At 73.7% G+C, this 24,132-nt stretch carries 21 protein-coding genes and 2 pseudogenes; 7 read left to right on the top strand and 16 right to left on the bottom strand.

What is annotated here, in order from left to right:
- Positions 1-53 precede the first annotated feature (53 nt).
- On the bottom strand, positions 54-956 hold the full coding sequence (locus QQK26_RS09185; protein ID WP_284231933.1) for an AraC family transcriptional regulator: 903 nt from the start codon (positions 954-956) through the stop codon (positions 54-56).
- Positions 957-1,250: 294 nt separating this feature from the next.
- On the bottom strand, positions 1,251-1,817 hold the full coding sequence (locus QQK26_RS09180; RefSeq protein WP_284231931.1) for a TetR/AcrR family transcriptional regulator: 567 nt from the start codon (positions 1,815-1,817) through the stop codon (positions 1,251-1,253).
- 47 nt (positions 1,818-1,864) lie between these two features.
- On the opposite strand from QQK26_RS09180, the pseudogene QQK26_RS09175 reads away from it, so the two are divergent.
- A pseudogene (locus QQK26_RS09175) lies at positions 1,865-3,375 on the top strand (MFS transporter).
- 90 nt (positions 3,376-3,465) lie between these two features.
- On the opposite strand, the gene QQK26_RS09170 reads toward QQK26_RS09175, so the two are convergent.
- Positions 3,466-4,443, bottom strand: a complete 978-nt coding sequence (locus QQK26_RS09170; protein ID WP_284231930.1) for a serine hydrolase domain-containing protein — start codon at positions 4,441-4,443, stop codon at positions 3,466-3,468.
- A gap of 83 nt (positions 4,444-4,526) precedes the next feature.
- On the opposite strand from QQK26_RS09170, the gene QQK26_RS09165 reads away from it, so the two are divergent.
- The 5 genes from QQK26_RS09165 (at position 4,527) to QQK26_RS09145 (ending at position 10,466) form a co-directional block, all read left to right on the top strand.
- On the top strand, positions 4,527-4,730 hold the full coding sequence (locus QQK26_RS09165; RefSeq protein ID WP_284231929.1) for a sensor histidine kinase: 204 nt from the start codon (positions 4,527-4,529) through the stop codon (positions 4,728-4,730).
- Between the two features lie 213 nt (positions 4,731-4,943).
- The gene (locus QQK26_RS09160; protein ID WP_284231928.1) at positions 4,944-6,212 is read left to right on the top strand and encodes a sensor histidine kinase; all 1,269 of its coding nucleotides are present in this window, start codon (positions 4,944-4,946) and stop codon (positions 6,210-6,212) included.
- Positions 6,213-6,663: 451 nt separating this feature from the next.
- Positions 6,664-7,026, top strand: a complete 363-nt coding sequence (locus tag QQK26_RS09155; protein ID WP_284231927.1) for an Hpt domain-containing protein — start codon at positions 6,664-6,666, stop codon at positions 7,024-7,026.
- 165 nt (positions 7,027-7,191) lie between these two features.
- Positions 7,192-7,965 (top strand): HAD family hydrolase, encoded by a 774-nt coding sequence (locus QQK26_RS09150; RefSeq protein ID WP_284231926.1) that lies wholly within the window; start codon positions 7,192-7,194, stop codon positions 7,963-7,965.
- Entirely contained in the window at positions 7,962-10,466 is a 2,505-nt protein-coding gene (locus QQK26_RS09145) for a glycoside hydrolase family 65 protein (protein ID WP_284231925.1), read from the top strand. The genes QQK26_RS09150 and QQK26_RS09145 overlap by 4 nt, the downstream gene beginning before the upstream one ends.
- An 893-nt stretch (positions 10,467-11,359) precedes the next feature.
- Here the strand turns inward: QQK26_RS09145 and QQK26_RS09140 are convergent.
- Positions 11,360-13,003, bottom strand: a complete 1,644-nt coding sequence (locus QQK26_RS09140; RefSeq protein ID WP_284231924.1) for a DUF885 domain-containing protein — start codon at positions 13,001-13,003, stop codon at positions 11,360-11,362.
- A 71-nt stretch (positions 13,004-13,074) separates the two neighbouring features.
- Between QQK26_RS09140 and QQK26_RS09135 the strand changes: the two genes are divergently transcribed.
- The gene (locus tag QQK26_RS09135) at positions 13,075-14,592 is read left to right on the top strand and encodes a molybdopterin-dependent oxidoreductase (protein WP_284231923.1); all 1,518 of its coding nucleotides are present in this window, start codon (positions 13,075-13,077) and stop codon (positions 14,590-14,592) included.
- Between the two features lie 68 nt (positions 14,593-14,660).
- Here the strand turns inward: QQK26_RS09135 and QQK26_RS09130 are convergent, their stop codons facing one another.
- The 12 genes and pseudogenes from QQK26_RS09130 to QQK26_RS09075 form a co-directional block, all read right to left on the bottom strand.
- Positions 14,661-15,932, bottom strand: coding sequence for an ABC transporter permease (locus tag QQK26_RS09130; RefSeq protein WP_431307999.1), 1,272 nt, complete (start codon positions 15,930-15,932; stop codon positions 14,661-14,663).
- A 5-nt stretch (positions 15,933-15,937) separates the two neighbouring features.
- Positions 15,938-16,662, bottom strand: a pseudogene (locus QQK26_RS09125) (ABC transporter ATP-binding protein).
- Positions 16,625-18,172 (bottom strand): efflux RND transporter periplasmic adaptor subunit, encoded by a 1,548-nt coding sequence (locus QQK26_RS09120; protein ID WP_284231922.1) that lies wholly within the window; start codon positions 18,170-18,172, stop codon positions 16,625-16,627. Before QQK26_RS09120 ends, QQK26_RS09125 begins: the two are co-directional and overlap by 38 nt.
- The gene (locus tag QQK26_RS09115) at positions 18,169-19,188 is read right to left on the bottom strand and encodes a hypothetical protein (RefSeq protein ID WP_284231921.1); all 1,020 of its coding nucleotides are present in this window, start codon (positions 19,186-19,188) and stop codon (positions 18,169-18,171) included. The genes QQK26_RS09120 and QQK26_RS09115 overlap by 4 nt, the downstream gene beginning before the upstream one ends.
- Positions 19,189-19,324: 136 nt before the next feature.
- Positions 19,325-19,753 carry a molybdenum cofactor biosynthesis protein MoaE gene (locus QQK26_RS09110; RefSeq protein WP_284231920.1) on the bottom strand — a complete coding sequence of 143 codons (429 nt, stop codon included), beginning with the start codon at positions 19,751-19,753 and terminating at the stop codon, positions 19,325-19,327.
- On the bottom strand, positions 19,746-20,234 hold the full coding sequence (locus tag QQK26_RS09105; RefSeq protein WP_284231919.1) for a MogA/MoaB family molybdenum cofactor biosynthesis protein: 489 nt from the start codon (positions 20,232-20,234) through the stop codon (positions 19,746-19,748). The genes QQK26_RS09110 and QQK26_RS09105 overlap by 8 nt, the downstream gene beginning before the upstream one ends.
- Positions 20,227-21,114 (bottom strand): molybdopterin molybdotransferase MoeA, encoded by an 888-nt coding sequence (locus QQK26_RS09100; RefSeq protein WP_284231918.1) that lies wholly within the window; start codon positions 21,112-21,114, stop codon positions 20,227-20,229. The genes QQK26_RS09105 and QQK26_RS09100 overlap by 8 nt, the downstream gene beginning before the upstream one ends.
- A gap of 91 nt (positions 21,115-21,205) precedes the next feature.
- Positions 21,206-21,466: a hypothetical protein gene (locus tag QQK26_RS09095; protein ID WP_284231917.1), complete on the bottom strand. Its 261-nt coding sequence runs from the start codon at positions 21,464-21,466 to the stop codon at positions 21,206-21,208.
- Between the two features lie 4 nt (positions 21,467-21,470).
- A complete protein-coding gene (locus QQK26_RS09090) occupies positions 21,471-22,208 on the bottom strand; it encodes an ATP-binding cassette domain-containing protein (protein ID WP_284231916.1) in 738 nt (245 codons plus the stop codon).
- Positions 22,205-22,987 (bottom strand): ABC transporter permease, encoded by a 783-nt coding sequence (locus QQK26_RS09085; protein WP_284231915.1) that lies wholly within the window; start codon positions 22,985-22,987, stop codon positions 22,205-22,207. The genes QQK26_RS09090 and QQK26_RS09085 overlap by 4 nt, the downstream gene beginning before the upstream one ends.
- Positions 22,984-23,727: a molybdate ABC transporter substrate-binding protein gene (modA, locus tag QQK26_RS09080; protein ID WP_284234538.1), complete on the bottom strand. Its 744-nt coding sequence runs from the start codon at positions 23,725-23,727 to the stop codon at positions 22,984-22,986. Before modA ends, QQK26_RS09085 begins: the two co-directional genes overlap by 4 nt.
- Positions 23,727-24,122 (bottom strand): TOBE domain-containing protein, encoded by a 396-nt coding sequence (locus tag QQK26_RS09075; protein WP_284231914.1) that lies wholly within the window; start codon positions 24,120-24,122, stop codon positions 23,727-23,729. Before QQK26_RS09075 ends, modA begins: the two co-directional genes overlap by 1 nt.
- Between the last annotated feature and the right edge of the window lie 10 nt (positions 24,123-24,132).

Genomic DNA, 24,132 nt, shown 5'->3' with positions numbered 1-24,132 from the left:
GCCGTCGTCCACCGACAGCGGATGCGCGTCCCGGCGCGTGCGCAGGGACGCGGTCAGCGGCGCTGCGACGCGCGGCGCAGCGTCGTGCTCGGGCTCTCGCCGAAGCGCTCGGCGTACGAGCCGGCGAAGCGGCCCAGGTGCGCGAAGCCCCACTGCCGCGCCACGGTCGTCACCGTGGTGGAGGCCGGGTCGGCGACGCGCAGCTGATCGCGCACCCGCTCGAGACGGATGCCGCGCAGCACGGAGGTCGGCGAGGCGTCCAGCTCGCGACGGAACGCCTCCTGCACGCCGCGCACGCTGAGGCCGGCCTCGCGGGCCGCATCCGCCGTGTCGATGGGGCGGTGAGCGTGGGTGTGCAGGAACTCGAGGGCGCGGCGCAGGCGGTCGCCCGCGGCGCCTGCGGGGAGGCCCGGGGCGAGCTCCTCGACGCGGTGCGGGAAGGCGTCGAGGAACGCCGCGGCCACCTCCCGCTGCAGATCCTGGGCGCGCAGCGCGTTGACCTCGTCGGGACGCTGCGCGGCGCGCGCGGCCGCGTCGACCGCGCGCCACCACCGGCCCAGCTTGGCCGCGTCGGCCTCGTGGCCGGCGTCGAAGCGCAGCAGCACCGGTGCACCGTGCCGTTCACCGGCGACGGAGCGCAGCAGCGAGCCGCTGAGCCGCACGAGGTTCTGGTCGAAGTCCTCGTACTCGAAGAGGTACTCGCGGCCCGACGGGTGCAGCACGGGCACGCCCGCCGCGACGCGCACATCGGCGCCCTGGGTGTCGAGCACGCCCCGGCCGCGGCTGTTCCACGACACCAGCACCTCGTCGGCCACGACCATGGGCCCCTCGAGGTGACCGTCGAAGCGGGTCTTGTGCAGCGACATGTCGTCGCTGCCGACGCGCGAGAAGCGGTAGACGAAATCGAGCTCGGTGCGGCGCGCACCCCAGGCCTTGCTCTCGTAGTTGCGTGCCATGTCGGCGCCGGCTTCATCGGGGTCGTGACTCGCGACCTCTCGCCGACGCCATGCCGATTCCCCGTCGGGGGAGCGGTTCACCCGATCACCTGCCCTTTTCCGGCACCCCGGGCGCCGTGCTGGGAACGCTAACGGCTGGCGAACCGGGCGTCCCAGCCCGCTATCCGTAGGACGCAGGCGCTGGTACCGCAGCACACAGTAGGCGTCGCGACGCCCGATCCCTCGGCCTCCGAGAGGTTCCGGGCGCTGCTGCGGGCGAGCGGATGGGGGCGGCCGATTCCCGCCGACCCGTCCTCAGCCGCGGGCCCCGCGCAGCGCGGCGAGCTGCTGCACGGCGGCGATCATCTCGTCGAGCTCCTGCTCGCTGGCGGGCGGCGTGGCGATGCCCGCACCGCCGCCGCTGAATGCCGCGCCGAAGTAGAGGCCGTCGCCGAGCACGGCGACCAGGCGCGCGAGCACGGGATCGCCGAGACCCTCCGTGAGCATGTCGACCCACCCCTGCACGACGGCGTCGAGGGCGGGCTTCGCCTGGGGGTAGCGCCCGGACTGCTGCAGCGCCTGCACGGCGCCGAGGGCCAGGTCGAGGGGGTCGCCGGTCTTCACCGCGTCGCGCAGGAAGACCTCGATCACGCCGTCCGGCTGCGCTGTCGCCTCCTCGGCGCACTCCGCGGCGACGCGGTGCAGGCGCTCGATCGCCGCATCCGCCAGCTCGTCCTTCGAGGCGAAGTGGTACAGCAGCCCGCCCTTGGAGACGCCGGCGGCACGCGCCACGGCCTCGACGGTCGCCGCTCGCTCGCCCTGTTCGACGAGCAGGCGCTCGTACGCGTCGAGGATGGCTTCGCGGTTCGATGCGGGAGGCATGGGCCCATGGTAGCGCGAAGCACCGTCCAGACGGTACAGTAACGGTCATGACCACGCTCGCGACTCCTCGTGCGGGCACCCGGGCATGGGCCGGCCTCGCCGTGCTCATGCTGCCCGTGCTGCTCGTCTCCATCGACAACACCGTGCTCAGCTTCGCGCTGCCCACGATCTCCCGCGATCTGCGACCCAGCGCGGCCGAGCAGCTCTGGATCGTCGACGTCTACGCGCTCGTGCTCAGCGGCCTGCTCGTGGGCATGGGCAACCTCGGCGACCGCTTCGGTCGGCGCCGCATGCTCATGGTCGGCGCGACCGGCTTCGCGCTCGTCTCCGTCGCCGCGGCCTTCGCGACCGACGCCGGGCAGCTCGTCGCCGCCCGGGCGCTGATGGGCGTCTTCGGCGCCATGATCATGCCGGCCACGCTCTCCTCCTGCGCTCGCTCTTCGTCGACCGGGCGCAGCGCCGACTGGCCATCGCGATCTGGGCGACCGGCTTCTCCGCCGGTGCCGCCATCGGGCCGATCGTCGGCGGCATCCTGCTCGAGCACTTCGGCTGGCACAGCATCTTCCTCATGGCGCTGCCGTTCCTCGTGCCGCTGCTCATCGGCGCCCCGCTGCTGGTGCCCGAGAGCCGCGACACGAACCCCGGACCGTTCGACCTCGTGTCCATCGCGCTCTCCGGCCTCGCGCTCGCCCCGCTCGTGTACGCGATCAAGCACACGGCGACCGACGGCATCGACCTGCTCGGCGTCGGTGCGCTGGTCGTCGCCGTCGTCTCCGGCACCCTGTTCGTGCGTCGGCTCCTGCGGCGCGACAACCCCATGCTCGATGTGCGGCTCTTCGCCAACCCCGGCTTCACCGGCGCCATCCTGGTCAACTTCGTCAGCGTTCTCTCGCTGGTCGGCCTGCTCTTCTTCGTCGCGCAGCACCTGCAGCTCGTCGTCGGCATGAGCCCGGTCGAGGCGGCCCTCGTGCTGGTGCCGGGCACGGTCGGCATGATCGCGGCGGGCCTCGCCATCGTGCGCATCGTGCGCTTCGCACCGATCAACCTGCTCATGGCGGGCGGGCTCGTGCTCTCCGGCGCCGCCTACGTGATCATGGCGGTCATCGGCGGCGAGATCAGTGTCGTGGCCATCGCCATCGCCTTCCTGCTCATCAGCGTGGGCGTCGGCGCCGCCGAGACGCTGTCGAACGACGTGATCATCGCGAGCGTGCCGGCCGACAAGGCCGGCGCGGCCAGCGCCGTGAGCGAGACCGCCTACGAGTTCGGCGCCGTCATCGGCACCGCCGTGCTCGGCAGCATCCTCACCGGCGTCTACCGCCAGCAGCTTGTCGTGCCGCAGGGCGTGCCCGATGCGGATGCGGCGGCAGCCGGCGAGACGCTCGGCGCGGCCGTCGACGTGGCGGGTTCGCTGCCCGACGCCCTGGGCGCCGAGCTGCTCGCGAACGCGGGGCACGCCTTCGACGCCGGCGTCGTCGTCACCAGCTGGATCGGCGCCGGCCTCATGACGGTCGCCGTCGTGCTCGCCCTCACGCTCATGCGCGGCACCAAGGCGCACTGACGCCCGATCGCGACGAGCGGATGCGGTGGCCTCCGCATCCGCTCGTCGCGCCCGGTGGCACGCCGCAGGGGCGGCGGCGTGCGAGAGGACTCAGATCGACGCCGCCGCCGCGTTGCGCACGCGCACCCAGTCGACGCCGTTCTGCTCGGCCTCGAGCACGTTGGTGAGCAGCACCCAGGCGCGGTCGCGCGACGGGTGCAGCCACCACTGCGTGCCCGACCAGCCGGCATGGCCGAAGACGTCGCGATCCAGCAGCCCGCGCTCGTCGTCGACGAGCGCGAAGCCGAGGCCCCAGCGCTGACCGCGGCCCGGATCGCTGCTGAGGATCGGCAGCCTCGCGCCGATGGGCAGCCGCGCCGTCGCGACCGTCTCGGGGCGCAGCAGCCCGTGGTCACCGCCGCGTGCGGCGCGCAGCAGGCCGCTGGCGAGCCCGAGCAGCGTTCCCGCGGTGGCGTGCAGGCCCGCACCGGGGTGCTGGAACGGCAGCGTGCGCTCGTGGTCGAGTCCGACGGCGGCGCCGCCGTGCACCGCGTGCGAGGCCGACGCGTCGAAGCTCGGCGCCTGCACCCCTGCGGCCGCGCCGAGCTCGGCGAGATGCTGCTCGAGGCTGCGCCCGGTCGCGTGCTCGAGGATCGCCGCGACGCCGGCGAAGGCCAGGGTCGAGTAGCGCACGATCGTGCCGGGCGGCACGAGCGCGGCGCCCTCGCGCAGGCGCTCCACGCCGTCGCGGTACCAGTCGGCGTGCTCCTCCGCGATGCCGGAGCGGTGGCTCAGCAGGTGCTCGAGCGTCACGCCCCGGTGCACGTCGGCGCCCAGCGCCGGGCCGAGCTCGTCGAGCAGGGAGACCTCGCCGCGCTCGACGGCGCGCAGCACGGCGAGCGCGGTCATCGCCTTGCTGATCGAGTAGAGCGCGAAGCGGTCGTCGGTCGCGAACGAGCGGCCCTCGTCGGCGCCGATCGCGGTCAGCTCGCGCACCCCGGTCGAGTCGGCGATGCCGAGCACCGCGCCGGGCAGGCGGCCGTCCGACACGTGCTCCTGCAGGAGGGAGAGGATGGTGGAGTCGTCCATGCGGCCAGTCTCGCAGCGCCCGCGTCGTCGATGACCCCGTGCGACGGCCCGCCTCCCAGCACGGGCGGCGTATCCTTGGCCTCATGCCGCAGGACTTCTGGGGGAACGCCGTCTTCTCCGTGACTCCGACGATCCTCGTCGGGCTGCTCTTCTGGTTCATCATGCGCGCGCTCGTGCGTTCGGACCGCTCGGAGCGCACCGCCCAGAGCCGCGCCGAGAACGAGGCGCGCGCCCGTATCGAGGCCCAGGAGCGCGAGCGGATGCGACAGGCCGCCGAGCGCAGCTGACCGGAGGAATCCCGCTCGATTCGCTGAGGATCGGTCATCCGATCGGGGTACAGAGCCCAGTCCTCCAAAGTACGGACAACCGCGCTTCGGGGTACAGTGCGGGAGGCGCCCCCATGATGGGGTGCACGGCGTCGCCCGTCGCCCGTCCTGTCAGGCATTACGCTGAACCAGCGCCGGACGCGGCGCCCTGTCCTCTCCCGAGAGATCCCGCCCATGAGCAGGCCCGCCAGGCCCGCGGCCCCCGGCCGCTCGAACGCCTCCTCGGCGTTCCTGCAGGCGCGTCGCGAGTTCAGCTCGCCGTGGGTGCAGCACCTGCCCTTCGCGATCGCCTTCGCCGCCGTGCTCGTGGTCGCGGCGGGCATCGCGCCGCAGCTGCTCGTCGACCCCTGGGTCCTCTGCGCGACCGCCGTGACGGTCGGCGTCACGATCGCGGTCCGCTACGTGCCGTGGGAGTCCCTGCCGCCGGTCGCGATCATCCTGCTGCCGCTGCTCGACGTCGTCGCGATCGCCCTCCTGCGCGAGGGGGCCTACGAGACCATCGGCACCGTCGGCCTGCTCCTCTTCTTCCCGGCGTTCTGGTTCGCAACCGAGTTCCACCTCGTCGGCGTCGCCATCAGCACGGCCTGCGCCGCCTCGGTGATGCTGCTGCCGTCGTGGCTGGGGGTCGAGGAGATCGACTCGCCGCAGAATCTCGCCCGGGTGCTCCTGGTGCCGACGATCATCGCGATCAAGGGCGTCGTCGTGAACTTCCTCGCCGGGCGCATCGTGCGCCAGCGCGACGGTCTCGAATCGCTGACCACCCGCCTGCGCGACTCGCTGGCCGAGCGCGACGAGTTCGTCGCCACCGTCTCGCACGAGCTGCGCACCCCGCTCACCTCCATCCGCGGCTACGTCGACCTGCTCCGGGACGACGCACCGCTCGAGATGCAGCCGCAGCTCGACGTGATCGACCGCAACGTGGGGCGGCTGCAGCTCACCGTCGACGACCTCCTGCAGTCGGCCGGCCGCGACCTGGTCCTGCAGCCCATCCGCAGCGACCTCGCCGACATCGCCGACGGCGCGCTGCGCTCCATCCAGCCCCGAGCCCGCGGCAAGAACATCACCCTGCTCTCCTCCATCCCCGAGAGCCTCTCGGCGACCGTGGACGTCGCCCGCATCGACCAGGTGCTCGACAACCTGCTCTCGAACGCCATCAAGTACACGCCGGAGGGCGGCATGGTCAGCGTCGGCTTGCGGCGGCAGGACGAGCGGGCGGTGATCACGGTCACCGACACCGGCATCGGCATCGCCGCAGACGAGCAGGGCCAGCTGTTCACGCGCTTCTTCCGCGCCAGCTCGGCCCGTGAGTCCGGCTCGAAGGGCCTCGGCCTCGGCCTGTCGATCGTGCGCTCGGTCGTGCAGGCGCACGGCGGCGAGATCGCCTTGGAGAGCGAGCTCGGCAAGGGCACGACCGTCTCCGTCGCCATCCCGCTCGGCGAATGAGCTCCGTCCCCCTCGTCGGGGGACGCCGGATCGCCGCTGAGCCGTCGACCGCCCCGGTTCCTGCGCAGATCTTGCGCATTTCTTGAGGAAGCGGGGGACGACCCCTTGAGGCTGGCCCGCCACGATGGAGCCAAGAAGGAACCCGAACCCTTCGAACATCGCTCGACCGAGAAGAACCGACCAGCCTCACACCCCCGCGGCGGACGGATCGACGGAGTCGAGCAGTGGAGTCCTCCTCCCCGGAGGCGATCGAAGAAGTCGGAGCATTCGTGAGCAGCAGACCCCGCACGGCACCGCCGTGGCTGCCCGCGGTTCCGTCGCCCGCCCCCGCCGCGGCGCCATCTGAGCGTGCCGAAGCGGGAACCCGAACCCGCGCACAGCCGGTGGGGGCGTGGCGAGCTTCTCGTCGTCGATCCCGGATGGAGGCAGTCGTTTGATCGCGTACCTGCCCATGGGCACCGATGGACTCGTCGACACCGCCGTGCTCGACAAGCTCTCCCGCGAGATCGACGTCTCGGGCGCCCAGACCGCCCGCTTCGTGCAGCGCTTCATCTCGCTGTGGCCGACGCGGCGCGACGCCATCCGCTCGACCGTCGAGGTGCGCGACCGGCAGCGCGCCATCGAGGCGGCGCTCAGCCTCAAGACCACCGCCGAGATGCTCGGTGCCATGCCGCTCTACGAGCTCAGCCAGTCGATCGAGCAGTCGGTGCGCGCGGGCGACTGGGACGGCGCCCTCCGGCGGCTCGGCGACGTCGAGGAGCTCGGACCGCGCACCAACGCCGTGCTCGCCGACTGGGCCGGCGGGCGCTTGTAACCGACGACGACCGTCCCGGCGGATGCTCACCGCCGACGCACGGTGCGCACCGCTCGCGCACAGCTGGCGGATGCGAGCCGACCCCCTCGGCGACCTAGGATGTCGGCAGGCGCCTCGAGCGTCCACCCCCCGACCCCACGCCGCGACCGGATCGAGAGCAGCACCGTGACCGTCCCCTCTCCGCGCGCCGCGCTGCCCCTCGGTGATGCGCGTGCCCTCCTCTTCGACCTCGACGGTGTCCTCACCCCCACCGCCGAAGTGCACATGCGCGCCTGGTCGCGCCTGTTCACCGCGGTGCTCGCCGACCACCCGGCGGCGGCGCCCTACACCGATGAGGACTACTTCCTGCACGTCGACGGCAAGCCGCGCTACAACGGCGTGCGCGACCTGCTCGCGAGCCGCGGGTTGACCCTGCCGGAGGGCGAGCCGTCCGACCCCGCGACCGTCGACACGGTCTGCGGGCTCGGCAACCGCAAGAACGAGGCCTTCAACGCCGAGCTCGCCGAGCGCGGCGTCGAGGCGTACCCGGGCTCGGTGGCGTTCCTCGAGCGCGCCCGCGCCGCCGGCCTCCCGGTCGCCGTCGTCTCGAGCTCGCGCAACGCCGTGCCGGTGCTCGAGGCCGCAGGGCTGCGCGACCGCTTCCCGGTGATCGTCGATGGCCTGGTGGCCGCCGAGCGGGGCATCCCGGGCAAACCGGCGCCCGACACCTTCCTCGACGCCGCCGCGCAGCTCGGCGTCGCCCCGGAGCACGCCGTGGTGCTCGAGGACGCGCACTCCGGCGTCCGCGCCGGTCGCGACGGCGGCTTCGGCCTCGTGATCGGCGTCGACCGCGGTGCCGACGCCGATGCGCTCGCCGCCGCCGGCGCCGACGTCGTCGTGACCGACCTCGACTGGCTGCTCGACGAGCTGCCCGCATCCGCTCCGGAGGACCGCGCATGAAGCACCTGCAGGCCGACCCGCTCGACCGGCACCAGTTCCCGCTCGACGAGTGGGCCCTCGTCGAGGCGCACTTCGACGCCGAGCAGCAGGGCCTCGTCGAGACCCTCTTCTCCGTCGGCAACGGCTACCTCGGCATGCGCGGCAACCTCGAGGAGGGCCGCGACGGATACATGTACGGCACCTTCGTGAACGGCTTCCACGAGACCTGGCAGATCCGTCACGCCGAGGATGCGTTCGGCTTCGCCCAGGTCGGCCAGACCATCGTCAACGTGCCGGACGCCAAGATCATCCGCCTCTACGTCGACGACGAGCCGTTCGTGCTCAGCGAGGCCGACGTGCTGCGCGGCACCCGGCGGCTCGACTTCCGCGACGGCGTGCTCTATCGCGAGGTCGAGTGGCGCACGCCCTCCGGCAAGCGGGTGCTCATCCGCTCGCGCCGCCTCGTCTCGTTCACCGACCGCCACCTCGCCGTCATCGACTACGAGGTGACGATGCTCGACGCCGAGGCGCACCTGCTCGTGTCGAGCCAGATCCTCAACCGCCAGGACGGGCAGGACGAGTTCACCGACCGCACCGAAGAGAGCGGGGCGACCTTCGACCCGCGCAAGGCGGAGGCGTTCACCGACAGAGTGCTGCTGCCCCGCATCAAGCGGATCGACGGCTCGCGATCCCTGCTGGCGTACCGCACCAACAACTCGCGCATGACCCTCGCCGTCGGTGCCGAGCACAGCGTCGAGACCGACAACGACTACGACGAGACCAACCGGCTCGAGGACGACTTCGCCGAGCACGCCTACCGGGTGCACGCGAAGCCGGGCCAGCCGTTCCGTCTCGTCAAGAACATCGGTTACCACACGAGCCGCAGTGTGCCCACGCGCGAGCTCGCCGATCGCACCGACCGCACGCTCGACCGGGCGCGGGACACGCCGCTCGGCGAGGTCCTCGCCCGCCAGCTCGACTGGCTCGAGGACTTCTGGAAGCGCTCCGACGTGATCGTCGAGGGGCAGCCGGTGCTGCAGCAGGCCATCCGCTGGAACCTGTTCCAGATCGCCCAGGCCACGGCCCGCACCGACGGCGGCGGCATCGCGGCCAAGGGCGTCTCGGGCTCCGGCTACGGCGGGCACTACTTCTGGGACACCGAGATCTACGTGCTGCCGTTCCTCACGTATACGGCCCCGCAGGTGGCCCGCAACGCGCTGCGCTTCCGTCAGAACATGCTCGATGCGGCCCGCCAGCGCGCAGCCGAGCTCAATCAGCATGGCGCGCTGTTCCCCTGGCGCACCATCAACGGGCTCGAGTCGAGCGCCTACTACGCCGCCGGCACCGCGCAGTACCACATCGATGCCGACATCTCCTACGCCATCAACCAGTACGTGCGGGCGACCGGTGACGAGGACTTCCTCGTCCAGGGCGGGGTCGACGTGCTCGTCGAGACGGCGCGCATGTGGGCCGACCTGGGGTTCTGGCGCTCGAACGGCGACAGCCACTTCCACATCCACGGCGTGACCGGGCCCGACGAGTACACCACCGTCGTCAACGACAACCTCTTTACGAACGTGATGGCCAAGGCGAACCTCCGCTCGGCCGTGCAGGCCGTCGAGCGGCTGCGCATCACGCATCCGGAGGAGTTCTCGCGCATGCAGGAGCGCCTCGACCTGCAGGAGGACGAGATCCTCGAATGGCTGCAGGCCGCCGAGGCGATGTACCTGCCCTTCGACGAGGGGCTCGGCATCCACCCGCAGGACGCCCAGTTCCTCGAGAAGGAGCTCTGGGACCTCGAGAACACCCCCGCCTCGAAGCGCCCCCTGCTGCTGCACTACCACCCGCTCGTCATCTACCGCTTCCAGGTGCTCAAGCAGGCCGACGTCGTGCTCGCGCTCCTGCTGCAGGGCCAGGAGTTCACGGCGGAGGAGAAGCGCCGCGACTTCGAATACTACGACGCGCTGACCACCGGCGACTCGTCCCTCTCCGCCGTCGTGCAGTCGATCATCGCCGCCGAGGTCGGCTACGGTGCGCTCGCCGAGCAGTACTTCACCCAGGCGCTCTTCGTCGACATCGCCAACCTGCACCGCAACACCTCCGACGGCATCCACGTCGCCTCGACGGGCGGCATCTGGAGCGCCCTGACGATGGGCTTCGCCGGCATGCGCGACCACGGCGGGCGGATCACCTTCGACCCGCGTCTGCCCGAGGGGTGGGATGCGCTGCGCTTCCCGCTCACGCTGCACGGCAGCCGCGTGCGCGTCGAGCTGCGAGCGGATGCGATCGCCTTCGAGATCGAGGAGGGCGCCGGCGTCACGGTGCACGTGCGGGGCGATCAGGTCGACCTCGACCCGGCCCGCCCGACCTCGGTGCCGCTGCGCGGCCAGGGCCCCCACCTCGAAGGCGCGCCCACGACGAGCGACATCGAGGGCAGCCTGCGCCGCGACGGCTCGGTCATCACCGCGTCCATCCCGACGATCACGATCGAGCACGTCGAGAGCGACCTCGTCGTCGACTGACGCCGCGCTGCGCTCGGCTTCCCCGCTGCGCCGCGCTGCTCTGCCCGCCTCGACGCATCGCCGGAGTCGACCCCGCCGCTCCGGACCACTGTGCGATGTGAAGGAGATCCGGCCGGTCTGATGCCCCTGACCGGCCCGTGCCCTCGCATATCAAGCCCTGGGGCTTGACCCGACGACTTCGGTGTTGCGCTTCTCCTTCACATCGAACATGGGCGCTGGGCGCTGGGGCGACGGCCCGGCCACGCAGTGCTGCGGCCGGGCGTCGCAGTGCTGCGGTGGGGCTTCGCAGCGCCGCGGCCAAGCGTCGTAGAAGCCGATGCTGCGAGCGGATGCGTCCCGCCCCCGTGCGATGTGAAGGAGATCCGAGCGGTGCGATGTCCCTGATTGGCCCGTGCCCTCGCATATCAAGCCCTGGGGCTTGACCCGACGACTTCGGTGTCGCGCTCCTCCTTCACATCGAACATGGTGGTCGGTGCTGGGTGCTGGGTGCTGGGGCGACGGCCCGGCCGTGCAATGCTGCGGCCGAGCGTCGCAGTGCTGCGGCCGGTCGTCGCAGAAGCCGATGCAGCGAGCGGATGCGTCCCGCCCGTTGCGAATGACGGAGATCCTGCAGGAGCGCTGCTCGGATGCCCGGTTTCGGGGCGAGGATCAAGCCCGCAGGCTTGCAGGCTGGCGCTTGCGGGCCGCGCGATCCGTCGTTCGGTGCAGACGCAGTGCGCGATGCGGCAGGGAGGCGCGGCACGCGATGCGGCAGGGAGGCGCGGCACGCGATGCGGCAGGGAGGCGCGGCACGCGATGCGGCAGGGAGGCGCGGCACGCGATGCGGCACGAGGACACAGCACGCGACGCGGTACGAAGGCGCACAGCCCCGCCTCGCGCGTCCCCGCACCCGCTCAGGCGTCGAACCCCAGCAGCGCCCCGCGCACGGTGTCGAGCCGCAGCCCGCCGAGCTCGAGCACGCGCCGGTGGTAGTCCTTCATGTCGAACGCCGCACCCTCGCGGGTGCGCACCTCGTCGCGCAGCTGCTCCCACAGGCGCTGCCCGATCTTGTAGCTCGGGGCCTGGCCCGGCCAGCCGAAGTAGCGCTGCACCTCGAAGCGGCTCTGCGCCTCTGAGATGTTCACGTGCGAGCGGAAGAAGGCGAGGGCGTAGTCGAAGGTCCACGCGCCGCCCTCGGGCGTGCGCTTGCCGAGGTGCACGCCGAGGTCGAGCACGACGCGGGCGGCGCGCATCCGCTGGGCGTCCAGCATGCCGAGCCGGTCGCCCGGGTCGTCCAGGTAGCCGAGCTCCTCCATGAGCCGCTCGGCGTAGAGCGCCCAGCCCTCGGCGTGGCCGGAGGTGCCGGCCAGCAGGCGGCGCCAGCTGTTGAGGGTGTCGCGCTGGAACACCGCCGTGGCGATCTGCAGGTGATGCCCGGGCACGCCCTCGTGGTACACCGTGGTCAGCTCGCGCCACGTGGTGAACTCGGTGTCGCCCGGCGGCACCGACCACCACATGCGGCCCGGCCGCGAGAAGTCGTCGGTCGGGCCGGTGTAGTAGATGCCGCCGTCCTGGGTGGGGGCGATCAGGCATTCGAGGGTGCGCACCGGTGCCGGGATGTCGAAGTGGGATGCGCCCAGCTCGGCGACGGCGCGGTCGCTGGTCTCCTGCATCCAGCGCCGCAGCGCGTCGACGCCGTCGAGCGTGCGGGAGGGGTCGGCGTCGAGCGCCGCGATCGCGTCGGCGACGGAGCCGCCGGGCACGATCTCGCGGGCGGTGCGCTCCTGCTCCTCCACCATGCGCGCCAGCTCCTCGGCGCCCCACTCGTAGGCCTCGTCGAGATCGATGTCGGCGCCCAGGAAGCGGCGCGAGTGCAGGGCGTAGGCGTCGCGGCCCACCGCATCCGTCTCCGTCGCCGTCGGCAGCAGCTCGGTGCGCAGGAACGACGCGAGCGCTCGGTACGCGTCGGCGCTGCCGCTCGCCGCGCGCTCGACGTCGCCGCGCACGGCCTCGGGGGCGCCGCCCGGCAGCTCGGCGAAGAACTTGGCCGCGTAGCCGTCGACGAGCTCGGCCACGGCCTCCACCTGGCGCCGCGCCGGCACGACGCCCTCGCGCATGCCCTGCCGCAGCGTCTCCGTGTACCCGCCGAGCGCCACGGGCATCGCGCGCAGCCGGTCGGCCACCGCGGCCCAGTCGTCGGGGGTCTCCTGCGGCATCAGGTCGATGATCTGACGCACGTCCTGGGCCGGCGAGGCGATCACGTTGAGGTCGCGCAGGTGCAGCCCGGCCGCGTCCGACTCGGCGATGAGGTCGAGCTCGCCGCCGAGGTCGGCCGCCGTGACGCGGTCCACCTGGTCGATGGGATCGGCAGCGGCGAGGGCCGCGCGCACCGCGGCGGCCTCGCGCACCAGCTCGGCGTGCCCGTCGGGGCTGAGATCGGGCAGGCCGGCGCTCTCGCGGCCGATGTACACGGCGAGCACGGGGTCGAGGCGGGCGACGGTGTCGACCCACCCCTCCGCGATCGCGTCGATGCGAGTGGGCTGCCGATGCTCCGTCATGCCGACCACGCTACTCCCGGCCTCCGCTCCGAAGCACGGGCGTACAGTGCGATCGGGAGCGAGGAGAGCGGATGCGGTCACGCGGCTGGGCCATGATCGCCGGCGTCGTCGCCGGCGCCGTCGTGCTGGGTGCGAGCGACCTGGCGGCGCTCGCCACGGCTCCCGAGTCGGCCCCGATCACCGCGGTCGGCTCGTGGCTCATCGACATCGCGCCGCCCGCGGTGAAGGATGCGATGATCGCCGCGTTCGGCACCGGCGACAAACCGGTGCTCATCGGCATCCTCGTGGTGCTGCTGGCGATCGGATCCGCCGGCGCCGGTCTGCTTGAGCTGCGCCGTCGCTGGGCCGGCGTGATCCTCATGGTCGTGGTCGCTCTCGGCGTCGCCGTGGCCGTCATCACCCGCGCGGGCGCGCAGGTCGACTGGTTCGGACCGGTGGCGATCGGCACCGCAGCCGGTGCCTTCGTGCTGCGGCTGCTCGTCGGGCGCCTGCGCACGGCGCGCGACGAGGGCACGGGGCCGAGCCGGCGCAGCTTCCTCGTCACCGCATCCGTCGCGGGTGCCGCGGCCGCCGTCGCGGTGGTGGCCGGGCGCGCCCTCGCCGGGGCCGCGCAGGCCGCCGACCGGGCTCGCGCGCTGCTGCGGCTGCCGGCCGCCGCCGATCCCGCCGCCGCCGTGCCCGCATCCGCTGATCTCGGTATCGACGGTCTCGCGCCGTACGTCACCCCGAACCTCGACTTCTACCGCATCGACACCGCCCTCGTCGTGCCGAACGTCGACGCCGCCCAGTGGTCCCTGCGCATCCACGGCTTGGTCGAGCGCGAGGTCGAGATCACCTTCGAGCAGCTGCTCGCGCTGCCGCTGGTCGAGCGCCACGTCACCCTCGCCTGCGTCTCGAACGAGGTGGGCGGCACGCTCATCGGCAACGCGCTCTGGCTCGGCTACCCCATCCGCTCGCTCCTCGAGCAGGCCGGCGTGCGGCCGGAGGCCGACATGGTGCTCTCGCGCTCGGTCGACGGCTTCACCGCCGGCACCCCGCTGGAGGTGCTGCAGGATGCGGGCCGCGACAGCCTGCTCGCCGTCGGCATGAACGGCGAGCCGCTGCCGGTCGAGCACGGCTACCCGGTGCGGATGGTCGTGCCCGGCCTGTACGGCTACGTCTCGGCCACCAAGTGGGTGGTCGAGCTGGAGGTCACCCGCTTCGACGCCGTGACCGCCTACTGGACCGACCGCGGCTGGAGCGCCGAGGGGCCGATCAAGACGCAGTCGCGCATCGACGTGCCGAGCCGCGCTGGCACGGTGCCCGCGGGCGAGCGGATGATCGCCGGCGTCGCCTGGGCACAGCACACCGGCATCGAGCGGGTCGAGGTGCGCGTCGACGGCGGCGCGTGGCAGGAGGCGGCGCTCGCCGGATCGGTCAGCGACGACACCTGGGTGCAGTGGTCGCTGCCGTGGACGGCGGATGCGGGCGAGCACGAGCTGCAGGTGCGCGCCACCGACCGCACGGGCGCGACCCAGACCTCCGAGGAGCAGGGCGTGGTGCCGGACGGCGCGACCGGCTGGCACACGGTGCGCGTGACCGTGGGCTGAGCCGGTCGGTCGTCGACACCGCGCTTCGAGGCCGCCCGGCGCTCGTCGATCCCGCCCCGCCGCGGGCGTCAGCCCCGAAGCGCCGCCACCGGCTCGATGCGCGACGCGCGCCGCGCGGGCAGCCATCCCGCGGCGAGCCCCACGAGCGCGCCGACGAGGGGCGCGAGCGCCGCGGCGAGCGGATCGACCACCGGCGTCCACTGCTGCACGAGCGACACCGTCACGACCGAGAGCACGCCGAGCGCCGCGCCGATGAGCCCGCCGAGCAGGCCGATCACGATCGACTCGACCATGAACTGCGCGGCGATCTGCCGTCGGGTGGCCCCGAGCGCCCGGCGCAGGCCGATCTCGCCAGTGCGCTCGAGCACCGACAGGGCCGTCACGTTGGCGATGCCCAGGCCGCCGACGACGAGCGCGATGCCGCCGAGCACGAGGAACACGACGTTGACGTCGGCCTGCACGTTCGCGCCCAGCTCGGAGCGGCCGGACGGCGCCGCGACGTCGAGCCCCTCCGGCTCGCCGGGCAGCAGCACGATGGGTGCCTGCGCGCCGACGAGGTCGCCGGCACCCTGCCGGATGCGGATCTGCAGCTCCTGGGGTGCCGCGAGCGAGAGGTCGGCCCGTGCCGCGCCCATCGGCACGATCACGGCGTCGCGCAGCTCGGCGCGCCGCTCCATGCCGTCGACGACGCCGACGACCGCATAGGCCAGGCCGTCGATGAAGATCGAGGGCTGCCGGTCGATGCGCTGCACGCCGAGACGCTCCGCCGCGCGCGTGCCCAGCACCGCGACCCGGTCGCCGCGGGCGTCGTGCCCCTCGTCGAAGAAGCGGCCGGTGGTCACCTCGCCGCGCACGGCGTCGAGCAGGCCGGCGGATGCGGCGACGAGCGGAGGCGGCGCCGCCGCGGCCGCGGACGGGTCGTTCACCGGCACCGCGCTGATGGAGCCCTCGAAGGGCACCTCCGCCGAGAGCCCCGCCGACTCCACGCCGGCCAGCCGGAGCACGCGCTCGGGCGCGTCCCACGGCAGCTGCGCGGTCGCCACGGTCTGCTCGCCACGCTCCGCCGAGCCCGGGGTCACCACGACCTGCGTCGCGGCGACGGCGTCGAACTGGCGGGCCACCTGGCCGGCGGTGGTCTGCGCGAGGCCGAGCGTGGCCACGAGCGAGCCGATGCCGAGCACGGTGCCGAGCAGCGTCGTCACGAGCCGCGCGGGGCGGGCGCCGATGCCGGCGGTCGCCTCGGCCATGAGGTCCTGGAACGTGAAGCGGTCCGCGCGGGCGATGCGGCGCGCGGTGCCCGGCTCCTGCATCCGCTCCCGATGCGGTCGGAGCCGCGGCATCCGCATCACGCGGCGGCCCCCAGCTCCGTGAGCCGGCCGTCGGCGATGCGGATGCGGCGGGGGCGCGCTCGGCCACCTCGCGATCGTGCGTGATGATCGCCAGGGTCAGGCCTTCGGCGTTGAGCTCCTCGAAGAGGTCCATGACCTCGCCCGAGGTGCGTTCGTCGAGGTTGCCGGTGGGCTCGTCCGCCAGCAGCAGCTTCGGCGAGCCGGCGACGGCGCGGGCGATGGCCACGCGCTGGCGCTCGCCGCCGGACAGCGTCGGGGGCGTGAAGTCGATGCGGTGGCCGAGGCCCACCCGCTCCAGCGCGCGCAGCGCGCGCTCCTCGCGCTCGATGCGGGGAACGCCGGCGTAGAGCATGCCGGCGAGCACGTTCTCCAGCACGCTGCGCTGGGGCATGAGGTGGAACGACTGGAACACGAAGCCGATCTCGCGGCCGCGCACCACGGCGCGCTCGTCCTCGCCGAGCGCACCGGTCAGCGCGCCGGCGAGGCGGTACTCGCCGACGCTCGGGCGGTCGAGCAGGCCCAGGATGTTAAGCATCGTCGACTTGCCCGAGCCGCTCGGGCCCACGATCGAGACGTAGTCGCCCTCGGCCACCAGCAGGTTCACGCCCTTCAGCGCCTGCACCTCGGGCGGGCCGGGGAACGAACGCGTGACGTCGCGCAGCTCGACCAGCGGCGCCTCCGGCTCACTCGCCGACAACGACGAGCTCGCCTTCGCCCAGATCGCCTTCGGTGGGCGAGACCTCCACGTAGCCGCCGGCGGCCAGGCCGGTCGTCACGGTCACGAGCCGCGTCTCGGCGCGATCGCCGTCGCGCGGGTCGCCCTCGACGATCTCGATGCGGGACTCGCCGCCGGGCCCGGCGGTCAACGCGGCGAACGGTACCGACAGCACCTCGCCCTCGGTGGCGCCGACCGGCACGACGACGCGCACGTTGCTGCCCTGCAGCTGCTGGATCTGCTCGGCGTCGAGCGGATCGGGCTCGAGGGTCACGGACCAGCGGCTGCTCTCCCCGCTGGGCGCCTCGACGGCCGCCACCGTCGCGGCGTGCTCGGTGCCGTCGGCGAGCTCGAAGGCGGCGCGGGCGCCGACCTCGAGCAGCTGCGCGTCGGCCTCGGCGGCGGCGCCGGTCAGGCGGACGTCGGCGCCGGAGACGGTGAGCGCCGCACCGGAGGCGCTCGCGCCCCGTTCGACGTTCACGGCGTCGACGCGGCGGGGCAGCTCGGTGAGGAACAGCACCTCCGCCTGCGGCAGGGTCGCCAGCGCGCCCTCCCGGGCGCGTGCGAGCTCGTCGGCGGCCTGGGTGCGGGCGCTGCGGGCGGCGGCGAGCGCGTCCTGCTGCGCGCCGGTGTCCGCGGGCCGGTCGAGCTGGCTGCGGCGCAGCTCGGCGAGGCCGAGCGCGTCCTGCAGGTCGGCGACGGCGAGCGGATCGGCCCCGGTGGCGCGTGCCGCATCGAGCTCCCGGCGCGCGCTGCTCACCGCGTTGTCCGCCTCGCGCACGGCGACGGCGTCGGCCCCGCCGCGGGCGGCATCGAGCTCGCGCTGGGCGCCGGTGACGCCCTGCTCGGCGCTCAGCAGGCCCTGCTCGGCGGCGCTGACGAGCTCGTCCGCGTCCTCCGTGGAGGGGGCGTCGTAGCCGACCTCGGTGTAGAGGCGCGCGACGGCGTTCGCGAGCGCGGCATCGAAGGTGTCGGAGGCGCCGTCGCCGGCGGGGATGCCGACGGCTTCGAGCGCCTGCCGCAGCTGCAGCACGTCCGGCCCGGTGGCGCCCACCTGCAGGTCGCGGTAGGCGGGCAGCTCGCCGGGCAGCACGATGACCGGGCGCCCCGCGATCTCGAGCGCGACGGCCAGGCCGCCGAGCTCCGCGCCGACCCCGGGCACGCGACCCGTCACGACGCCCTCCGCGACCGAGACGTCGACGGCGTCGGCGTAGCCCACATCCGCTCGGATCGTCACGTCGTTGCTCAGCTCGCCGAGCTCGACGGGCACGGTGATGAGCCCGGCCGCGGGCGCAGCGGCGTTCGCCGCCGCGTCGGCGGGCGAGATCACGAAGCGGCCCAGCACGAGGCCGGCCGCCAGGCTGAGCACCGCGACGCCGCCGACGATCCACACCGGCTTGTTGCCGCGCAGCACCCGCGCCCAGCCGCTCACGCGACTCGACGGCTTCGCCGCGGGGGTCTCCTCGGTCGGGGCGAGCGCCTCCGGGAACGCGGTGGCGTCGCGGTCCTCGGTCATCGACGGTTCTCGTACGAGGCGATGAAGGCGTCGAGCTCGGCCTTGTGGTCCTCGATGAACTGCTCCTCGAGCGCGAACTGGACGTCGAGCTGCCGGTCGCGGTAGTCGGTCTTCTCGCGGCAGTCGAGGTCGACCAGGGCCAGCTCGATCTCGCGCTCGCCCAGCTCGGTGAAGTCGGGCTCGACCCACTCCTCGCCCTCCGCGGGCTCGGCGCCCTCCCAGACGGCGTTCTGCTCCTCCATGATCGAGTTCTGCGCGTCGGGCTGCTTGGCGAAGCCCGGCTCGCCGCCGTCGGCCATGCAGTCCGCCCAGGCCGCGTCGAGCTCGGCGAGGTCCGGATGCTCGGCGCTCTCGGCCCAGAGGGCGTCCATCGCCTCCATCAGCGGTGCGTGCTCCTCCGACTGGTACGGGTCCTCGCCCATGGCCTCGTTGTCGGCGGCGCCGTAGCAGCCCGAGGTGGTCCAGTCGTACTCGTAGGTGCCCTCCTCCATCGCGGCGATGTCCTCCTCGGAGGGCTGCGGCCCGTTCAGCGCCTCGTAGTAGGCCTCCTGCTCGGAGGGCGAGAGCGACTCCACGTAGTCCTGGTTCGGGTCGACCCACTCCTCCATCTCGCCCTCATCGGGCTGCTCGTCGCGCCCGGGCCAGTCGACGGTGCCGTAGCCCCACTGCGACACCCATTCCTCCGACTCGGGGTCCCAGGGGTCCTCCTCGTCGTCGGAGCTGTAGACGACGCCGCCGTTGTCGAGCGAGGGGATGTACTCGAAGCCCTCCTCGGCCATGCAGTCGGCGATGAACTCCTCGCGCACCCGGTTCTGGTCGTCGGACTCCGCCTGCAGCTCCTCGGTGCTCTTGTCGTCGCCGCCCCAGACCGCCGACAGGTACTCGCCCAGCGGGGAGTCCTCCGCACTGCGCCCGCCGCCTCCGTCGGCTCCGGCGCAGCCGGCGAGCAGCAGCACCACGGCCGCTGCGGTGGGAACGGCCAGCCGGGCCGCTCGGTTCGACGTTCGTACGGACATGCGTCATCGCTCCTTCGCGCGCCGGCTGTCCCCGTGCGGTCCCCCCGCCCGGCCTCACGGCACGATCCGATCCTGGCAGCGGGCTTCGAATCCAGCCATAGTCCGTAGGGATGATTGCACCCCTGCGGTGAACCCCCTAAAGCGACCCGACCCACTCCGTCGCGCCGTCGTCGAAGGTCTGCTCCTTCCAGATCGGCGTGCGCTCCTTCACCAGGTCGACGAGCGCGCCGCAGGCCGCGAACGCCTCGGCCCGGTGCGCCGACGAGACCGCCGCGGCGAGCGCCACGTCACCCACGACCAGCGGGCCGATCCGGTGCGCCACCGCGATGATGACGAGCGGATGCGCTGCCGCGATCTCCGCCGCCACCTCGCCGAGCACGTCCTGCGCGCTCGGATGCGCGGTGTAGCCGAGCGCGGTCACGCCGCGTCCGCCGTCGTGGTCGCGCACGATGCCGGCGAAGGAGACGGTCGCCCCGTGCGCGTCGTCGGCGACGAGCGCCTCGACCTCGGCGAGGGAGAGCGGATGCGCGCCCACGGTCGCCAGGCGCACCCGCGGCTCAGTCATGGTGCCCGCCCCGCAGCTGGTCGAGCGCGTGGTCGAGCACCCCGTCGAGCACGGCGAGGCCGTCGCGCACGCCGCCGGTCGACCCGGGCAGGTTCACGACGAGCGTGCCGCCCGCGACCCCGGCCGCCGCGCGGCTCAGCAGCGAGGTGGGCGACGCGGCGAGGCCGCGGCGGCGCACCTCCTCGGCGAAGCCGGGCAGCTCGAGGTCGAGCAGGGCCCGGGTGGCCTCCGGCGTGCGGTCGTGCGGGCCGATACCCGTGCCGCCTGTGCTGACGAGCAGCTGCGGCGAGGCGGCGAGCGCGGCGCGCAGGGCGGAGGCGACCTCGGGGCCGTCCGCCGCGACGACGCGCTCGACGGCGAAGCCGCGCTCCTGCAGCCAGGCCTCGATCACCGGCCCGGTGCGGTCCTCGTAGACGCCGCGAGCGGCGCGGGTGGAGGCGACGAGCACGACGGCCCGCCGCTCGGTGCCGTGCTCAGTCATCGATCCTCCAGATGTCGATCGGCTCGCCCGCCTCCATCCGCTCGACGCCGACCGGCACATGGGCCAGCACGTCGGCGAGCGCGTAGTGGCCGAGCAGGTGCGAGCTCGGGCCGCCGACCATGTGCACGCGGCCGTCGTGCACGGTCGCGCGGCGCAGCTGGTGCTTGCCGGCGGGGGAGTCGAGCGCCTCGGCGAGCGGCAGGCGCTCGGCGTCGCGGCGGGTGCGGCGGCGGCCCGCCGCCTCGAGCAGGGCGGGGCGCAGGAAGGCCTCGAAGGAGACGAGCACGCTCACGGGATTGCCGGGCAGGGCGACGACCGGCACCGATCCGTGCCCGAGGTCGGCGAGGCCGAGACCCTGCGGGCCGCCCGGCTGCATCGCCACGCTCAGGAAGGCGACGCCGAGGGGTTCGAGGGCGAGCCGCACCACCTCGTGCGCTCCCGCGCTCACCCCGCCGCTCGTGACGAGCAGGTCGAACTCGCGCTCGCGCAGCAGCCCGATCAGCGCTGCGGGGTCGTCGCTGCGCAGCGACGCGACCGACACGTCGAGTCCGAGGCCCGCGAGGGATGCGCCGAGGGACGCGCCGTTCGCGTCGTGGATGCGCCCCGGCGCGAGCGGCTCGCCCGGTGCGGCGAGCTCGAGCCCGGTGGAGACGACGAGCACCCGGGTGCGCCGGTGCGCTGCGACGGCTCCGACGCCCGCGGCAGCCAGCGCGCCCCACTGGGCGGGGCCCAACCGCGTGCCGCCCTGCAGCAGCAGGTCGCCGGCGCGCGCATCGCTGCCGGCCGAGCGGATGAACGTGCCGGCCGCGATCCCGCCCGGCAGCGTCACCGGCTCGCCCTCGGCCGGGTAGGAGGAGGGCAGGGCGCGCTCCACGGGCACCACGGCGTCCGCGCCGCGGGGATCGGCGCGCCGGTCATGATCGGCATCGCCGTGCCCGGCGCGAGGTCGAGCACGCCCGCCCCGGCGACGATCATCGGGCCGACCGGCAGCGTCGCTCCCCCGGGCCGAGGTCGGCGGCGCGCACCGCGAAGCCGTCCATCTGCGAGTTGTCGAAGGGCGGCAGGTCGATGGGTGCTCGCACGTCCTCGGCCAGGATGCGCCCGAGATGGCGTTCGGGGGATGCGGCGAGCAGGGCGGCATCGACGGCGAGCGTCTCGGCGCGGCGGTGCGCGAGGCCCTCGCGCAGCAGCGCGGCGACGGCGTGGGCGTGCTCGTCGATGGTGCGGGGCATGCGCTCAGGCTAGCCGCGCCCGCAGCGCGGTGAGGTCCGCCGCCGCGAGCCAGGGGCTCTGCTCCAGCAGCGAGCGCGCGAAGTCCGAGGTCGGCGCCGAGAGCACCCGGGTCACCGGTCCGTCCTCGACGATGCGCCCGTCCTGCAGCACGATCGCGCGGTCGGCGAGCAGCAGCGCGTCCAACGGATCGTGGGTCACGACCACGCCCATCCGCCCCTCCATCGCGGCGCGCAGCGCTCGCCGCATCTCGGGCACGGCCGTCACGTCGAGCGCGGCGAGGGGCTCGTCCAGCAGCAGCAGTCGCGGCTCGGCGGCCAGCGCCCGCGCCAGCGCCACCCGCTGGGCCTGCCCGCCGGAGAGCTGCGGGGGCCTGCGCCGCGCCAGGTGGCCGACGCCGAACTCCTCGAGCCGCTCCGCCGCGGCGGCCCGCGCGGCCCGCCGCTCGAGGCCGCGCCGATGCTCGAGCGGGAAGGCGACGTTGCCGAGCACGTCGAGGTGCGGGAACAGCAGGGGCTGCTGCGCGAGCAGCCCGATCGGGCGCCGGTATGCCGGGGCGGCGCCGATCGACGCGCCGTCGAGCAGCAGCGGGCCGGATGCGGGCAGGAACCCCGCGAGCACGTCGAGCGTCGTCGACTTGCCGGCCCCGTTCGGCCCGAGCAGCGCCACACGCTCGCCCGCCGCGAGCGAGAGCTCGAGGGCGAGCCCGCGGGAGGGGACGGATGCGGTCAGCGACAGGGTCATGCGCGTCCCCTCCGCGCGGTGGTGAGCAGGACCCCTGCCACGGCGACCACGACCAGCAGCAGCGAGAGCGCGACCGCCGCATCCGGGTCCACCTCGCGCTGCAGGTAGATCTCGAGCGGCAGCGTGCGGGTAGTGCCCTGGTAGCTGCCGGCGAAGGTGAGCGTCGCGCCGAACTCGCCGAGCGCGCGGGCGAAGGCGAGCACGGCTGCAGCGGCGATGGCGGGAAGCACCAGCGGCAGGGTAACCCGCCGCAGCGCGACCGACGGCGACGCGCCGAGCGAGGCGGCGACCTGCTCGTAGCGCCGGTGCCCGAGCCGCAATGCGCCCTCGAAGCTCAGCACGAGGAACGGCAGCGAGACGAACACCTGCGCGAGCACCACGGCGATCGAGGTGAAGGCCAGACGGATGCCGGCCAGCTCGAGCGTCTCGCCGAGCAGCCCGTTGCGGCCGAACGCGGCCAGCAGCGCGAGACCGCCGACCACGGGCGGCAGCACCAGCGGCAGCAGCACGACGGCGCGCAGCACGGCGAGACCGCGGAAGGCGCTGCGCGCGAGCACGAGGGCGAGCGGCACCCCGAGCAGCAGGCACAGCAGGGTCGAGACGCCGGCGGTCCAGACGCTGAGTGCGAGCGCGTCGACCGAGGCCTCCGTGGTCAGCAGCCCGGGCAGTCGGGTCCAGGGCACCCGGCCCAGCAACCCCGCGATCGGCACGAGCACGATCGCGGTGCCGAGGGCCGCCGGTATCAGCAGCCACCGGGGCAGCCCGGTGGCGAGTCTCACGGCGCCCCGAACCCGTAGGAGGCGAGCACCGCCCGACCCTCGTCGCCCAGCACGAAGGCGATGAAGGCGGCCGCGACCTCGGAATCGGTCAGCGCGGCGATGGGGTACTCGTTCACGACGGTGGTGTCGAAGTCGATGCGCTCGACCGCGTCGCCCGCGGCCTCCGCGTCCGTGACGTAGACGAGGCCCGCATCCGCCTCGCCGCTGGTGACCCGGCCGAGCACGTCGGTCACGCTCTGCTCCTCGCTGGCGGGGGAGAGGGCCACGCCCGCCGCTGTCGCCTCGGAGGCGGTCGCCGCCCCGCAGGGCACCTGCTCGGCGCACACGACGAGCCGCGCGCTGGCGAGGTCGGCGAAGGTCTCGATGCCGGCCGGGTTGCCGGGCGGGGTCACGATCGTGAGCGTGTTGCTCGCGAAGCGCTCCGGCTCGCTGGCCAGCAGCTCGGCCGCCTCGTCCATGTTCGCCACGTCCGCGCTCGCGAAGACGTCGCCGGGAGCGCCCTCCTGCAGCTGGGCGACGAGGGCCGACGAGCCGGCGAAGGCGAACTCGAGCGTGACGCCCGGGTGCTCGTCCTCGAAGCGGTCGCCGATCTCGGTGAAGGCGTTCTGCAGCGACGCGGCGGCCGCGATGGTGGCCGTGCCCTCGAGCCGGGCCGGCGATGACGAGGGGCCGGGCGAGGTGGAGCAGCCGGCGAGGGCGAGCAGGGCGAGGCCGGCGGCGGCGAGCGAGCGGATGCGCATCACCGCGGCATCTCCACGACCACCTGGGTGGCCTTGACGCTGGCGACGGCCACGACGCCCGGCTCGATGCCGAGCTCGCGCACCGCCTCGGTGCTCATCAGCGAGACCACGCGGTGCGGTCCGCTCTGCAGCTCCACCTGGCTCATCACGGTGTCGCTCACGACGGCGGTGACGATGCCGACGAAGCGGTTGCGGGCGCTGCTGGCGACGCCCAGCGGATCGGGCATCGCCGAGGCCCGCTCCCGCGCGTAGGCGCCGAGGGCGAGCCCGTCGATCACCTTGCGCCCGCTCGCATCGGCGGATGCGGGCAGGGTCCCCTGCTCGACGAGCCGCCGCACGGTGTCGTCGCTCACGCCGAGGAACACGGCGGCATCGCTGATCCTGATCTGCGTCATGCGCCGATCG

The organism is Arenivirga flava (assembly GCF_030161575.1).
In the GTDB taxonomy this organism is placed as follows: domain Bacteria; phylum Actinomycetota; class Actinomycetes; order Actinomycetales; family Microbacteriaceae; genus Arenivirga; species Arenivirga flava.
This window is presented reverse-complemented; position numbering and strand designations above follow the sequence as displayed.

Excerpts from the sequence above, each read along its gene's own strand:
- QQK26_RS09095 (WP_284231917.1), bottom strand. The coding sequence starts at position 21,466 with ATGCCCCGCACCATCGACGAGCACGCCCACGCCGTCGCCGCGCTGCTG.
- QQK26_RS09135 (WP_284231923.1), top strand. The coding sequence starts at position 13,075 with ATGCGGTCACGCGGCTGGGCCATGATCGCCGGCGTCGTCGCCGGCGCC.
- QQK26_RS09160 (WP_284231928.1), top strand. The coding sequence starts at position 4,944 with ATGAGCAGGCCCGCCAGGCCCGCGGCCCCCGGCCGCTCGAACGCCTCC.
- QQK26_RS09105 (WP_284231919.1), bottom strand. The coding sequence starts at position 20,234 with ATGACTGAGCACGGCACCGAGCGGCGGGCCGTCGTGCTCGTCGCCTCC.
- QQK26_RS09130 (WP_431307999.1), bottom strand. The coding sequence starts at position 15,932 with ATGCCGCGGCTCCGACCGCATCGGGAGCGGATGCAGGAGCCGGGCACC.
- QQK26_RS09075 (WP_284231914.1), bottom strand. The coding sequence starts at position 24,122 with ATGACGCAGATCAGGATCAGCGATGCCGCCGTGTTCCTCGGCGTGAGC.
- QQK26_RS09110 (WP_284231920.1), bottom strand. The coding sequence starts at position 19,753 with ATGACTGAGCCGCGGGTGCGCCTGGCGACCGTGGGCGCGCATCCGCTC.
- QQK26_RS09120 (WP_284231922.1), bottom strand. The coding sequence starts at position 18,172 with ATGACCGAGGACCGCGACGCCACCGCGTTCCCGGAGGCGCTCGCCCCG.
- QQK26_RS09140 (WP_284231924.1), bottom strand. The coding sequence starts at position 13,003 with ATGACGGAGCATCGGCAGCCCACTCGCATCGACGCGATCGCGGAGGGG.
- QQK26_RS09165 (WP_284231929.1), top strand. The coding sequence starts at position 4,527 with ATGCCGCAGGACTTCTGGGGGAACGCCGTCTTCTCCGTGACTCCGACG.
- QQK26_RS09185 (WP_284231933.1), bottom strand. The coding sequence starts at position 956 with ATGGCACGCAACTACGAGAGCAAGGCCTGGGGTGCGCGCCGCACCGAG.
- QQK26_RS09115 (WP_284231921.1), bottom strand. The coding sequence starts at position 19,188 with ATGTCCGTACGAACGTCGAACCGAGCGGCCCGGCTGGCCGTTCCCACC.
- QQK26_RS09090 (WP_284231916.1), bottom strand. The coding sequence starts at position 22,208 with ATGACCCTGTCGCTGACCGCATCCGTCCCCTCCCGCGGGCTCGCCCTC.
- QQK26_RS09145 (WP_284231925.1), top strand. The coding sequence starts at position 7,962 with ATGAAGCACCTGCAGGCCGACCCGCTCGACCGGCACCAGTTCCCGCTC.
- modA (WP_284234538.1), bottom strand. The coding sequence starts at position 23,727 with ATGCGCATCCGCTCGCTCGCCGCCGCCGGCCTCGCCCTGCTCGCCCTC.
- QQK26_RS09170 (WP_284231930.1), bottom strand. The coding sequence starts at position 4,443 with ATGGACGACTCCACCATCCTCTCCCTCCTGCAGGAGCACGTGTCGGAC.
- QQK26_RS09180 (WP_284231931.1), bottom strand. The coding sequence starts at position 1,817 with ATGCCTCCCGCATCGAACCGCGAAGCCATCCTCGACGCGTACGAGCGC.
- QQK26_RS09155 (WP_284231927.1), top strand. The coding sequence starts at position 6,664 with ATGGGCACCGATGGACTCGTCGACACCGCCGTGCTCGACAAGCTCTCC.